Consider the following 13,653-nt stretch of genomic DNA (forward strand, 5'->3'; position numbering starts at 1 on the left):
CTCACAACTTCTCGGCGGCGTGGGCGGCCACGGCCACCCAAGCGTCCCGCGTGGCCGGGCGCAACGCCTCGAAGCGCAGTGGCCCGGACTTCAGGGCAGGGTCGAACGGGATGGTGGCGACCGCCCGGACGTGCGGGGCGAAGCCGTCGACGACCCGGTCCAGGTCGGCACGGCGGGCGGGTTCGGATTGTGTGACGACCACGACCGCGTGGGCGGCGAGGGCGGCGGAGCGTTCGTCACGCTGCCGCAGAGCGTCCAACAGCAGGGCGGCGGATTCGGCTGGTTCGGGGGCGGCGAGGGTGGGGATGACGAGCTGATAGGACGAGTCGATCATCCGCAGCCACCGCTGCGCGGATTCGTCGTTGCCGGAGTCGAAGATCACCAGCCGGTAGTAGCGGGCGGCGACCTGCATCAGCAGGTCGAACTCGGCCTCAGCTATGCGCTGATCGGTGGCGAGCAGTTCCGGGTTGGAGCGCAGCACGTCGTACCGGTCGACGCACTGGTGGTGCACGTACCGGGTGATGTCCGACACCGACGCGGCCGGGTCCAGCAGGGTGGGGGCGGCGGGGAGAAGATCGCGGACTGTGGTGTCGTAGAGGCCTTGTTCGGTACGCCAGCCGAGGGTGCCGCGGGTGTCGTTGTTGTCCCAGGCGAGGACGTTGCCGCCGCCGTATCGGGCGTAGACGGCGGCGAGCATGGCGGTGGTCATGGTCTTTCCGACGCCGCCTTTGCCGTTGACGACGGCGATGGTGCGGCATCCCGCCCAATGCCGTGACACCACCGCCTCCCGATCCCGGCGAGCCAGCTCCGCCGGAGACGGCTTCACCGTGATGCCGAGACTGCTGAGCGCACCCCGCCACCCGGTGACGGGGCGGGCGGAGTCGGTGGTGTGAGTGATGAAGGAAGCGCGGGTGGGCGGCTCAGGAGCAGGGGCCTGCGCGGCGGACTGCTGCTCCTGCGCCGGTTCCCTCACCTCCTCTCCAAGATGCAAGGTGAGCGAGGCATCAGCCTCAGCCGACTCGGGATCGGGCTGGTCCGGTTCGAGCGACGGTGCGGTGTCGGGGACGGGGGTGATTTCTCCGGTGGTGGTGACGAGGAGGTGGTGTTCGCCGCGGTCGCCGGCGGTGACGAGCTCGACGGGGGTGCCGGTGCGGCGTGCTTCTTCGGCGGCGCGGCGGACGATGGTGAGGCGGATGTCGTCGTTCCCGGTCGCGGTGAGGGGTTCGGTGTGTCCGTCGGGGGTGATGAAGGTGGCGGTGGGGCCGGTGACGGTCGCATAGGCGCGGGGGTGGGTGGCGGTGCTCATTGAAGCTCCTTCGCGGGGGTCAACCAGCCGTCCAGATCGTCCCGGTCGGTGCCTGGCCAGAGGTCGTCGAGGTCGGTCGGGGACAGCAGGGCGGGGTGGGTGTCGTCGTGGTCGGGTGCACGGACGGCGTCGTCGGTCTTGAACAGGTCGTATTCCCACTCGGTGGAGGTGGCGAAGCAGTCCACCAGGTAGGAGTACTGGCCGACGTAGGCGAGGAACTCGCCCTTGCGCAGCTGTCTCGCCATGTCCACGTGCGGGGCGGGCATGTTGAGGCGTTGCTGGAGGCTGTGTTGTTCTTGGTGGTTGGTGCGGAAGATGAACTTGTTCTCGATGTCGCCGACGATCGAGTAGGCGAGGTTGCGTTCCTGGGAGTCGGCGTCGCCGACGGCGTCGAGGTCGCCCATCTTGTGCAGGATGACGATGTTGCTGATCCCGTAGTGGCGGGACAGTTTCAGCCATTGCTGGTACATCTGCAGCGCCGCCAGCGAGGTCATGTCCCGCCAGCCTTCTTCGCGGATGACGTAACGGGTGCGGTGCGCGGACCGGTCCGACACGACGGCCTGGATCCAGGCGGTGGTGCACACCTGGGTGAGCTGGGCGACCAGGTCACCGCGGGCGAACAACTCGCTGGTGTCGACGACCACGATCGGGGCAGCTGCGTCGAAGGTCACAGTGGATTCATCTTCGAACAGGCCGGAGAGGTCGCCGTCGACGAATCGGCGGAGCACGAACCGGGGTTGTACGGCGCCTTCGGAGACGCGGAAGTCGCCGGAGGGGTCGGCGACCATCAGCCCGAGTTGGTCGTAGACGCCGCGGAGGGTGGGGTGGTCGTGGGTGTCGGCGATGCACCGTTCGAGGGCGTCGTGGATGCAGGCGTGCTCGACCGCGGTCAGCCGCACTCCGCCGAGGGCGAGCTCGACGAGGGCGATGAGGGTGGCGATGCGGCGTTGCTGGACCATTTGCTCGTGTTGCTCGTCGGTGGCGTCGGTGCGGCGGGGGCCGCGGTCGAGGGGGTTGAGGCGGGCGGGGGTGCCGCCGCCGAGGGTGATGACGGTGCCGCCGGGGATGGCGTCAGCGACGACCACCCATTCGCCCTTCGCGTCAGATGGGACGACGGCTTGGTGGCCGAAGGCGAGGGAGCGGGTGACGAGGGTCTTCACGGCGGCGGACTTGCCGGCACGGTAGGCGCCGAGCACCAGGATGTTGGTGGAGAACGTGCCGCGTTCGGTGTTGTCGACGTAGCTCTCCCACGGGGAGAAGTGCCAAAGTGCGTCCGCGTTGAGGTCGACTCCGACGATCGGGCCACGGTGGCCGAGGCCGGCGTCGGCGACGAACGGGTAGATCCCGGCGATGTGCTGCGACGTCGCCTGATGCGCCGGGATCCACGCCCCGGCAAGATTCCAGTACCCGCCGTCGGTCACGCCCGGCCCGAACGGACCGGACACCGCCGGTTCCGGCAGTCCCCGCTCCTTGCGGGTGGAGGCGGCGGGCTGGTCGTCGCGGATGCTGCGCGCGGCGGTGCGCGTGAGGTCGCGGCGCTCTTTGCGGGAGCGGTCGCCGGGGTGGAAGACGTAGGCGCGGCGGGCCATCACTTCATCCCCAAACCGACCGGCAGCGCATTCACCATGAGCGCTTCGGCTTGCTGGCAGTACAGCACCTGCGCCTCCATCCCTGCCCGGGACAGCGCGTTGCGCATCCCCGCGACGGCCTGGTCCAGGCGTTCCTCGTCGGGGGCGGTGATGGTGAGGTAGGCGCCGTACCGGAACTCACCGTGCCCGGCGACGATCTCCTGCTCCTGCTTCTCCAACGCGTCCCAGTCCGCCAGATCGGCGGCCGACCCGTCGGTGCCCCGCTTGGCACGCAGCTTCTCGTTGCCCCGCCACACCTTCTTCTCATCCCGGATCCGCTTCAGCGCCTTCGACACCGGCACCGGGGTGAGCACCAGGGAGAAGATGTGGGTGACCGCCTCCCCGGTGTGGGGGTGGCGGGCGAACACGATCGGCGACACGAACCCGACCGGCGCATCCGACCGCGGCCACTCATGCACCCACATCGTGGTGTGCACTCCCGAGTCGGTGTGCACGATCCCGTTGTGACCCTTGGGTTCCTCGAGGTACATCGGGCCGAGCGCAATCGGATCCACCCCGGCGTGGGTGTCGTCACGGTTCTGCACGGTGGACGCGAACTCCGGGTCGAACGCCACCCGGGCCAGCGCGGCGACATCTCGTGGGGAGAGCCATTTGCGGACTTTGACCTTGGCTGCGCGCAGCGCGTCCGACAGATTCCCCGCCTCGATGTAGGCAAGGGACTGGATGGCGTCCTTGCCGCCACCGAGCGACTTCAACTGCGCGCCGAGGGCGAGCAGGTCGAGGGTGAAGGTGAGGTAATTGCGGTGCGAGACCGCGAACCGCTCCGACCCGTTCATCACCTCCTCATAGTTGGTCGCGGCGGGCGAGGTGGCCTCGAGGTCGCGACGGCGGCGGACGGTGTCGTAGTGGTCCCGGGCGGCACGAATGGTCGTGGGCAGGGTGCGCTCTTGCAGGGTGACGCGTTTGATGCCGGGCCGTTGGGTAAAGGAGGCGAGGACCTGCGCCCACTGCTGGGCGAGGTCGTACCGGTCGGGGGTGTCGTGCATCAGAAACCCCTGCACCTCGAGCTCCGCGGTCACCGACACGGTCCGGTCGTGCGGGTTGTACACACACGCCACCCCGTCCACATCCCAGAACTGGATCGACGCCCGAGTGCCCGGCATGTTCAACGTCCCCGCCAGCTCACGCCGCTCCGGCCGGTATGTCTGCGTGGTGGCACCCAGGGCGTGGCGGGTCTGCTTCATGAGCCACAGTCCCGCCATCCGCGGCGAGGATACCCCGTGGATGCTGGTCAGTGCCGTCCCGCCGAGGAGCAGGTAGAGGGGGGCGCCGTAGAGGAGCCCGGGGGGACCGAACCGGTTGATGCAGATCAGCACCACGGTGCCGGCGGCGGCGACGAACGTGAGCTGCCAGCCGTCCATCCCCATCACCACTCCTTGCCGGGAGCGGCGCGGCAACCTGACCGGCCGGGACAGATCCGAAGTCGAGGTCATGACGTCGTCCTTTCTCCTCGAGGCGCGGCAGGCGTGGAGGTCGGCGGCGGCGGTGCCGCCGATGCACCAGGTGAACCGGTCGGGCTGTGTGCGGTCGCCGAACGGGTCGTGGTTGAGGTGGCTGTCGCGGTCGAGGTGCCGCGGGTTGCGGGGCCTGACGCGCCCCTCGCGGTTGACGGGCGAGCACCGGCCGAGCTGCCGGAGACCGTGGCGCCTGTGCCGGGTTTGCGGGAGCCTGCACTGATGCCGGCGGGGGTGCTGCCGAGCCGGCTGGGGATTCCGACGGTCTTGCGGGCGGCGCTGGCACCCATCGCGCCGGCGTGGCTGCCCAGTCGGGAGCCGACGCTGTCGGCGGCGACCGCGCCGACGAAGCTGAACAGCCCGAAGATCGCGAACGGCGCGAACGCCACCAGCACCAGCCCCGCCAGTAGCGGCCAGGCTTGCGGATCCCAGATCGTCGACACCGTAGCAAGCCCGTTGATGATCAGGGTGACGAACCCGATCGTGAGCGGCCCGGTCAACAGCAGCACCACCACGGCGGAAACGTAGCGGACCACCCATTGCGGGCCGACCGCGCGGATCGGGAACAGCATCCAAGCGACAGGGCCGACCGCGATCAGGGCGGCGAGGACGATATTGCGGAACGTGAACACCAGCATCAGCAGCAGCAGCCCGAGCATCAAAAGGCCGTGGATGACGAACGCGAAGAAGTAGTTCGCCTGCCCACCGGCCCACATCACGCCCTGCAAGGTGGCGAACAGTGCATCGGGGCCGTCGCGGTTCATGATGTACCAGGTCATCTCGTCCACCGCGTTCAGCAGGTGCCCGGTCAGCCACAGTGTGATGGGCACCGCGGGGATCGCGATGAACGATCGCAGCACCGCGCCGAAAACCTCGGACCGGTCGCCAGAGACCACGGCGGCAGCGATCGCCCAGATCATCGCCCCCAACGTGATGATCAGCACCGCCCACTGCCAGAACGACCACTCCGTCGCGGCAGCGGCCCACAGCAGCGATCCGGTGTCGAACCGCATGTTGGAGGCGACCGCGAACATCATCGCCGTCGCCGATACCGCCATCCCGCGCCCGGCGTTCTCGAACGTTACGCAGACGACATCCCCGACGCTGCACCCGTACTCCACCAGCGCCGGCTTGCCTCCAGCCGACTGGATTGCACTCCGGTGCTGCTCGAATGTCGTACAGACGGTCGTTCGGGCCCCCGCGAACAGGACGCCGAGATAGCAGGTTTGTGCCTTGACGTCTGCCGCGTTGGTGGGGGTGCATGTCACTTGGCCGGCGGCTTCGCGGCAGTCGACCGGGTATGCGGGGGCTGACCACGGTTCCCCGGTGACGGCGGCCTCGATATTGGCACCGGCGGGAGCGGCGGCGCCGGGCGTAGTGGCGGCGGCGGGAGTGAGCGCACCGAGGGCGAGCCCGGCGCCGAGCGCGAGGCCGATCAAGAGGGTGCGCAAGGGGTTCATCAGAAGCCGAAGTCGAAGTTGACGAACCAGGCGAAGATGCCGCTGACGGCGCCGAGGATCGCGGCGGCGATGAAGATCCACAGGATGTTGTCGCCCGCCCAGCTACGGACCCGGTCCGGTGCCAGGCCTCGGAAGGCGAGCGCGGCGCCGGCGATGATCAGCATCACCAGCACGACGAGCATTGCTCCGGCCAGGATGTAGGACACGACGACTTGGAAGCCTTGGAAGAACGGGGCGGAGAAGTCGGGTTCGACCTCGGGGATGTCGACATCGGTGAGGACTGCGGTCAGGGGGGACATGGTGCTCCTTTGCTGGGGTCAGATGAGGGGGAGGCCGCGGGACGCCATGAACGGCTGCGGGTCGACCGAGATGCCGTTGGAGATGACTTCGAAGTGCAGGTGGCAGCCGAACGACTTGCCGGTGTTGCCCTCCGCCCCCAGCGGCGTGCCCGCGGTCACCGAGTCCCCAACCGCGGCGCGCAGCGAATCCCACTGCATGTGCCCGTAGAGGGTGACCAGCCCATCGCCGTGATCGATACGGACCGCGTTTCCGTAACCCTGGTACGCGCCGGCCGTGATGACCCGTCCGGGACCGGCGGCGAAGACGGTGCTGCCGCATCCCTGCGCCATGTCGTACCCCTGATGGTCGGTCGAGCAGTAGCTGCAGCCGACCACCGGGTTATAGCCGAACCCGCGTCCCTTCAAGTAGTCGCCCGCCAGTGGGTAGCCCCATTCGCCGCTGACGGCGGGCATCGTGCCCCGCTCCGGCGCCGCGGCGGCAACGGCCGATCCGAGCGTCGCGAAGGGGATCGCAAACAGCGGGGTGAGGAGGAACGCTGATACCGTCAGCATCAGGATCACCATTCCGATCAGAACCTTCCGCAGCGTCCTCGACTGGGCGAGGGCGGTGACGGCGGCGACCGGGGCTCCCATGTCAGGGCTCCATCGGCTCCGTGAAGTACCGGACCACCTTGCAGTCCCCAGCCTGCTGCCCCGAGTCCGGTGTCGGGACCGACCTGGCCCCGCAGAGCACCTGCACGCTCACCCGCACCGTCTCGTCGTAGGACGACTCCGCCCCCGCATCGTCCTCACGCGTAAACCTCAGCACCACATCCGCCGTGCCAATCGCCATATCACTGGACTCGTCATCCGGTACCGGGACGAGCTCGACATTGCCGGCGACGTCGGCGAGCACGCGGCCGTCCTCACTGGCGAGCGAATCCCACTCCGCCTCCGGAAGCACCACTCCCTGCCGCAACTCGAGCTGAGCGGCGGCCAACTCGGCCCGCTGATCGGCCTCCGAGGCGTAGCGGGTGTCTGGGGTAAACCATGAGTCGAGGTAAGTGAGCCACTCGTCACGCGTCGCTTGCGTGGTGTCGAAGGAGCTCGCCGCGGCGAGAGCCGCACGGATGTACGCATCCGGGTCCGTGGTGACGGGCTCCGCGACCCATCCGTTCTCCTCGACGGTCGCATCGACCACGGGATCGTCGACCGGCGGGGATTCAGAAACACTGGGAGAGGGCGTGCCCGGCAGGCCGCCGGTCGTCGGGTTAGGCGATGCCTGCTGGCTCGTGATCACCGCGATGACGATCGCGACGACTCCCACTAGGAGAACAAGCCCTCCGACGATCGCCCACAGCAAGCCGCGTCCGGCGAGACGCTCAGTCGCCATCATCATTGACCTTCCTGACTGACCAGGACGGCGTCGATGTGCGAGGCAAGCCTTCCGCGCCAAGGACTCCGTTGCGGCATCCTATGCACGCCGCGTCGCAATCGAAAAGGTATTCTTTTGGAGAAAAGAACGGCTCGCGCGACGAATCAGCGGTGGCCACGGGGGGAGCGCCATCGCCTATCCCGCGAACAATACTCGCCAATTGCCGGGGTTGTCTGTAGAGATTTTGGGGGACAACGGCGACGGTGGGGAGGCTGAACCTCGCCCCTCGATCAGTCGTCCGCGCTCGCATAAGTGTACGGTACACCCGTACACTCGATTTGTGAACGACTAAAGCGTTTACCTCTATAGACGGCCACTCGGGCCCCGCGGGAGAATGGACCCGTGCCTAACTACGCCCGACCAGCCGACAGCGACGGTGCGGAGCGGGCCATCGCCGTCTTCGGCAATCGCACCAAGGCTGCCATCATCCGCTACCTCCGACAGGATCCCAACGCGGGCCGAAAGGCGATCGCAAAAGCGCTCAACCTGGAAACAAGCAGCACCGTGCCGCAGTACCTCGGTGAACTGGAGGAAGCCGGGCTTCTGCTCGCCGACCCGCCAAGGGCGACCCGCAAGCGGGGTGAGTGGCCGGTGTACCGCGTCAACGACATCCGCGTGACGGAACTGTACCTGCGTCTCGGGCAGGAGATCGGCGAGATCTAGTCGGCAGGGGTGGTGCGGGCGAGGACACGCCAGATCGCGTAAACCCGTTGGCTACGCCAGCGGTCGCATCCGTCACCCCGGTCGGTCCGACAAACCTCAGCCATGACAGCGTCACTAGACCCTGGGTCCTCGCAGCTGCATGGAGAGGGAGCCCGTTCCATCTCGGCACTCACATGAGTGCCGAGATGGGTTCTCGTCGATGCGATCAGCCGGAGAGGACGACCTGTTCGCCGCTCTCATGCGCGACCACATCCGGACCTCACGATGCATCGTCGCGGCCGCTCGGAAACGTGATCGCTCGCGCTTGGTGCCCCCAAACAGATGCCTGGGTTTCGAGCATCCCGCGCGGAGGTCGAGCCTGAATGCTGGGACGACTATCGATGCGTCACCATCGAGCGTTTCATGCACGACATCGTCGTCGGGGTGCGTGCGGTGCGGGACATCCCGACGACGACGCTCGGGCCTGATCACCTACCACGCGATCGTGTGTCGCGATCCCGCTTGGGTGGGAGACGTCGTCTGCGAGATCGAGGCAGCAGGCCCCAGGCCATCCCGATCCTGCAATGCGACTCGTCGCTGGTGCCTGCCTTCGGCGCGGGCTGGGGGGCGCCGATCGGTGTGTCGGAGTGGCAGTTGCTGCTGGCCCGCATGGAAGAGCGACGGCTGCCCGATCGATCTTCGCGTTCCCCGGTTCGTTCTTTCGCTAATCCTGCGCGGTGGCGGAGTGCCGCAGCCCCTCGTAGGCCTGGTGCAGATGCGATCGCATCGCTTCGGCGGCGCCCTCGGGGTCCCGCTCGCGGATCTTCGCCAAGATCGCCGCATGAGCTTCAATGATCGGGTCAACGGTCTGGCCGGCCTCGGTCCAGCCCGCCCAGGCGCGGAGTCTGAGTTGATGCAGGAGCGGCGTGATCCCGTCGATCGTGAGGAGGGTGAGGTCATTGCCGGAGATCCGCGCGACCTCTCGATGAAAGGCCTGGTCGGCCGTGTGGAGAGCTTCATCGCCGTTGGCTGAACGCAGCTTCTCGAGCTTGTCCTGCAGTGCGGCGATGTCCTCGTCGGTCGCGCGCTCGGCGGCGATGCGTGCTGCGCCGACCTCGATGATCTGACGGAAGTCCTGCAACGCCGGAAAGTCGGCGCCCTGGACGGCGAAGCGGAGGCGGAGGAGCCGCTCGAGCTGGCTGGCGTCGGGGAGGCTGACCACGGTCTCTCGGCCCTGCTGACGGCGTAGCAGCCCTTGGCCCGCCAATTCAGCGATGGCTTCCCGAACGACCGTTCGACTTACCTGGAGCGTCGACTCGAGTTCAGCCGTGGAGGGAAGGGCGTCGTTCTCGCGGTATCCGCGCTCTTCGATCAGGCGGATCAACTCGTCCGCCGCCATGCTGGCCAACGATGTGCGCTGCAACGGACTCGCCACGGTGCTCATTTCTGTTGTCGATGGCTTCCAGCATAGGCAAATCTTGCTACTCCGCAGCTTATAGTATAAGCATATAGGGAGAAGGAGTTTTCATGATCCCCACGAACGACGTCGACCGATTCCGGTTCGTACGCGACGAGCTTTACACCCCGGTCATCGGCGACATTCTGGATGTGCTGGGCCGTCAGCACCAGTTCCTCAGTGCGGGAATTCGCCCCATCGAACCTGCCATGTTGCTCGTCGGGCGGGCGATGCCCGTTTTGATTGCCGACGTGTTCGGTGTCCAGGAGCAGCCGTTCGGTCGCCTCACAGAGGCATTGGATGCGCTCCAGCCGGGGGAGATCTATCTCGCAAGAAGCGCGCGGCTCGAGTGCTCCGCGTGGGGCGAGATCCTTACCGCGACCGCCAGGGGGCGAGGGGCGGCCGGAGCCGTCATCGACGGCTTCCATCGAGACACGCGGCGGGTGCTTGAGCAGGACTGGCCCGTCTTCAGCCGTGGCTCGTTCGCCCAGGACGCCGGGGTCCGCGCCACCGTGGTCGACTATCGGGTCAGCCTCGAGATCGACGGTGTGGAAGTGCACCCCGGCGACCTCATCGTGGGAGACATCGACGGAGTCGTCGTCGTTCCGCGAGCGATCGAGGACGAGGTGCTGGAACTCGCAGCCGAGAAGGTCGCCGGCGAGAGCATCACCCGCCGGGCCATCGATGGCGGTATGTCGAGCTCGGACGCGCTCGCACGGTACGGAGTGCTCTAATGGCACCGCATGCCTTCGGGGAAGACCGGGAGATCGTGCCGACGTTCGGCGCAATCGAGCTCCATGTAGCCCGGCAGACCGCTGAGGCTCTAGCGGCCGGGGGCATCCGATACATCGAAGTGCTCCTCCGTCACCCGGACGCGTGGCGCGTGCTGGAGGCGGTCGGACAGATCCCGGGCATCAGTGTCGGTGCGGGCACCGTGCTGGACGGGCAGACCGCGCGTCGAGCGCGCGATGCCGGAGCCGCGTTCCTGGTGAGTCCAGGGTTCGACGCCGAGCTCGCGAGGGAGATCAGTCAGCTCGGCATCCCTTACGTACCAGGTGTCGCCACAGCAAGCGACCTCATGCTCGCGAGTAAAGCCGGATACCGGGAAGTGAAGTTCTTCCCGGCCGAGCAGCTGGGTGGCCCGCGCGCACTCGCAGCCCTCGCCGCGGCATTTCCCTCCACCCGGTTCATGCCCACGGGGGGAGTGAACGCGGATCGGCTCGGCGATTACGCGCTTCTCGAGCAGGTGTTCGCCGTCGGGGGTTCCTGGCTCACCGATGCGGGGACTCCGGCCCTCGATGCCGTCACGACGCGCGCGCAACGCGCACTCTCCATCCTGCAGGGGAGGCAGCGATCGTGATCGACTGTCTCTGCATCGGCGAGGCGCTGATCGCATTCTCGCCCATCGACGCCCCGACACTCTCTGCCGCGAACGAGTTCGACGCCAGTGTGGGCGGCGCGGAGGTGAACGTCGCGATCGCGCTTGCCCAGGCGGGCCTGAACGTCGAGTGGGCGGGCCTCGTTGGGGCAGACCCGTTCGGGGAGCGGGTCGTGGCCCACCTGTCCGCTCACGGTGTGGGGACACGCCACGTACGTGTAATCCAAGACCGGCAAACCGGCATCTACATGAAGCCTCGAGACGGTGGGCGTGCTCGTTACTACCGGCGGGAGTCCGCTGCCGCAGGATTCGGTCCAGCCGACGTCGACCGCTTAGCGCGCACTGTTGCCGCGAGAGTCGTGCACACGAGTGGAATCGCCGCTCAGGCTTCCGAGCCCGGACGACTGTCGGCTCGCCACCTCCTCGAAGACCGTCCGTTCTTCTCGGCCCTGATGTCCTTCGACGTCAACTTCCGTCCTGCGATCGCTGCCGAAGGCGCCGATCGGGAACTTCGTCATCTGGCAGCATGCAGCGATGTCGTGTTCGTCGGACGTGACGAAGCCGCATCCCTGTGGGGTGTCCGTACGGCCGAACAGGCACGAGAGCTTCTTCCCGAACCGGACAGACTCGTTGTCAAGGACGCGGATCGTGAGGCGATCGAGTTTCACCGCGAGCAGGTGATCCGAGTTCCAGCGACGAAAGTCGACGTGATCGAACCCACGGGCGCCGGCGACGCGTTCGCTGCCGGATGGATCACGGCGCACCTGGCGGGCCACGGGCAGGCGGATCGGCTCGCAGCCGGACACGCCAGCGCCGCCCGCGCGCTTCGAAGTCCTCGCGATCACGCGGTCGAACCAGTTTCTCCAGGGCGGCCAGTCGATGCCTGACCCGTCGGAGCGCTTCGACCCCAAGATGTCACGCCTTCCCCAGGGGCGTGACCGTCTCCCCAGCGTCTGCGCGGGGGGACGACGTGGTGTTCGACCCGGGGGGACGAACACCACAAGGCCCCGTCGGCGGTCCCCTACGCCGACGGGGCACCTCTGTCTTCTCCCGTCACCGTCAGACTCACCCGCCGCCCGACGATGGAAACGACCTCAGACGCGAGCGGATCTGGTGCGCCGCGCGAGTTCGGGTGTCGTCCATCCCTCTATCACCCATTAATCTGACGGGTAATGAACGGTCCTCGGTGAGGGATCCGCTTCCGGTCGATGTGCCGATACGGGCCGGTGGTGACTCTGGCCCTGCGCTCATTGAGTCACAGCACCGTCACCTGTTCGTCCAGCAGTCCTCCAGCAATCCAGGAGGCGAAGCTCACCGTCACCCCGCAGGTCAGCCGCGCCAAGGGTCTCGCCTGTGATCTGTCAGGACATCCCTGACGTTCGCGCATCCATGGATCTCTGACGCTTCGGATCGGTTTGGTCCTGTCACTTCTGCCTCGACGTGCGAGGGATGAGTGGGTTGAGCCATCGATCCCCGCGTCCGCCTCGCGATCACGCAGTGGCCAGCGGACGCTCCGCGTGGAGCGGTGACAACGTTATGTCGAGAGCGCGGCATCTCTCATGAGACGTTCTACGCGATCTGAAGACGCGCCGCATCGGAGGGGCCATCGGGGCGTTGCAGCTACGGTCGAGACGCCCGAATCACAGCCCGGGCAAGCTTGCCGACGACATCGCCCCTCAGGCGGTCGCCGTCGGTGCCGCTCTGGAACTGTCCGGGCTCGATCATGGCCCGATCAGTGTTCACGAGAGGATGCGGGCGCTCGGGATGGAGCCGGTGCCGTCGACCGCGTCGCTGTCTCGGATCTTCCGTGACGCCGGCGTCGCGAAGACTGAGCCGCGGAAGAAACCACACTCCTCCTACAGGCGATTCGTCTATCCCGCACCGAATGCGTGCTGGCAGCTCGATGCGAGGGAGTGTGTCCTCACCGGCGGCCGCAAGTGCGTGATCTTCCAACTCATCGACGACCACTCCCCCTCGCCATCGCGTCTCACCTCGCGTGGGGGAGACGTCCTAAGTCGCGATCGTCGTGGAGAAGGAAGGGCATCGCCACGCACGGCGGCCCGCAACCGCTGCTCTCCGACAACGGCGCCGCACTGAACCCGTCCCGACGCGGAGTGCTCGGACAGCTGGTTGCCTACCTGCGCTCGCTCGGCGTCGGAGCCATCACGGGAAAGCCCCACGAAACCGACCAGAGGGCAAGAACGAAGAGTTTGTTCCACCACCTCGACATGCAGCCCCTCGCCGCGACGTTGGACCAGCTGCAAACCCAGGTCGACCACTTCGACCTCATCTACAACACCGAGCGACCCCACCGAACACGTCCGGGCCGGGTCTCTCCGCGGGCCGCCCGGGAGGCCACATCGAGGACCGAACCGCCCCGACCCTGTCGCCCGCGCGCACCGCTCCCGGGGCCCTCGGAGGGTCCCCGGGCGAAGCTGGTCGGCAACACGGGCGTCGTCGAGTTGCGCGGCATCCGATTCGGCATCGGCCGCGCCTTCGCCCAGCAGAGAGTTTGCGTGACGGACGCCAGGAAGACGTCATGGTCTTCGACCTCCGCGGCACCAGGATCATCGAGCATCCCTGGCCCAAGCCCGG

The 13,653-nt window shown here is 67.4% G+C and carries 12 protein-coding genes; 4 read left to right on the plus strand and 8 right to left on the minus strand.

Going from position 1 to position 13,653, the window contains the following annotated elements:
- Position 1: 1 nt before the first annotated feature.
- The 7 genes from EER34_RS07670 to EER34_RS07700 all read right to left on the minus strand — a co-directional run bounded on the left by EER34_RS07670 (position 2) and on the right by EER34_RS07700 (position 7,510).
- Positions 2-1,306: a ParA family protein gene (locus EER34_RS07670; RefSeq protein WP_127473902.1), complete on the minus strand. Its 1,305-nt coding sequence runs from the start codon at positions 1,304-1,306 to the stop codon at positions 2-4.
- The gene (locus EER34_RS07675) at positions 1,303-2,895 is read right to left on the minus strand and encodes a hypothetical protein (protein ID WP_127473903.1); all 1,593 of its coding nucleotides are present in this window, start codon (positions 2,893-2,895) and stop codon (positions 1,303-1,305) included. The genes EER34_RS07670 and EER34_RS07675 overlap by 4 nt, the downstream gene beginning before the upstream one ends.
- Positions 2,895-4,388 carry an SCO6880 family protein gene (locus EER34_RS07680; RefSeq protein WP_338067936.1) on the minus strand — a complete coding sequence of 498 codons (1,494 nt, stop codon included), beginning with the start codon at positions 4,386-4,388 and terminating at the stop codon, positions 2,895-2,897. Before EER34_RS07680 ends, EER34_RS07675 begins: the two co-directional genes overlap by 1 nt.
- Positions 4,385-5,869 (minus strand): hypothetical protein, encoded by a 1,485-nt coding sequence (locus EER34_RS07685; RefSeq protein ID WP_127473905.1) that lies wholly within the window; start codon positions 5,867-5,869, stop codon positions 4,385-4,387. Before EER34_RS07685 ends, EER34_RS07680 begins: the two co-directional genes overlap by 4 nt.
- Complete coding sequence (locus EER34_RS07690; protein ID WP_127473906.1) at positions 5,869-6,168, minus strand: hypothetical protein; 300 nt, start codon at positions 6,166-6,168, stop codon at positions 5,869-5,871. The genes EER34_RS07685 and EER34_RS07690 overlap by 1 nt, the downstream gene beginning before the upstream one ends.
- Positions 6,169-6,186: 18 nt before the next feature.
- Positions 6,187-6,732 carry a M23 family metallopeptidase gene (locus EER34_RS07695; RefSeq protein ID WP_164743488.1) on the minus strand — a complete coding sequence of 182 codons (546 nt, stop codon included), beginning with the start codon at positions 6,730-6,732 and terminating at the stop codon, positions 6,187-6,189.
- A gap of 70 nt (positions 6,733-6,802) precedes the next feature.
- On the minus strand, positions 6,803-7,510 hold the full coding sequence (locus tag EER34_RS07700; RefSeq protein WP_127473908.1) for a hypothetical protein: 708 nt from the start codon (positions 7,508-7,510) through the stop codon (positions 6,803-6,805).
- Positions 7,511-7,924: 414 nt separating this feature from the next.
- Between EER34_RS07700 and EER34_RS07705 the strand changes: the two genes are divergently transcribed.
- The gene (locus EER34_RS07705) at positions 7,925-8,245 is read left to right on the plus strand and encodes a helix-turn-helix domain-containing protein (RefSeq protein WP_127473909.1); all 321 of its coding nucleotides are present in this window, start codon (positions 7,925-7,927) and stop codon (positions 8,243-8,245) included.
- Between the two features lie 703 nt (positions 8,246-8,948).
- Here EER34_RS07705 and EER34_RS07710 read toward each other — a convergent pair.
- Positions 8,949-9,668, minus strand: coding sequence for a FadR/GntR family transcriptional regulator (locus EER34_RS07710; protein ID WP_127473910.1), 720 nt, complete (start codon positions 9,666-9,668; stop codon positions 8,949-8,951).
- A gap of 83 nt (positions 9,669-9,751) precedes the next feature.
- On the opposite strand from EER34_RS07710, the gene EER34_RS07715 reads away from it, so the two are divergent.
- Genes EER34_RS07715 through EER34_RS07725 form a run of 3 tightly spaced genes read left to right on the plus strand, consistent with a single transcriptional unit; the run spans position 9,752 to position 11,945 of the window.
- A complete protein-coding gene (locus EER34_RS07715; RefSeq protein ID WP_127473911.1) occupies positions 9,752-10,414 on the plus strand; it encodes an RraA family protein in 663 nt (220 codons plus the stop codon).
- Complete coding sequence (locus EER34_RS07720) at positions 10,414-11,040, plus strand: bifunctional 4-hydroxy-2-oxoglutarate aldolase/2-dehydro-3-deoxy-phosphogluconate aldolase (protein WP_127473912.1); 627 nt, start codon at positions 10,414-10,416, stop codon at positions 11,038-11,040. Before EER34_RS07715 ends, EER34_RS07720 begins: the two co-directional genes overlap by 1 nt.
- Entirely contained in the window at positions 11,037-11,945 is a 909-nt protein-coding gene (locus EER34_RS07725) for a sugar kinase (RefSeq protein WP_164743489.1), read from the plus strand. The genes EER34_RS07720 and EER34_RS07725 overlap by 4 nt, the downstream gene beginning before the upstream one ends.
- Positions 11,946-13,653: the final 1,708 nt, after the last annotated feature.

The sequence above is a fragment of the Microbacterium sulfonylureivorans genome, from assembly GCF_003999995.1.
Classification (GTDB): domain Bacteria; phylum Actinomycetota; class Actinomycetes; order Actinomycetales; family Microbacteriaceae; genus Microbacterium; species Microbacterium sulfonylureivorans.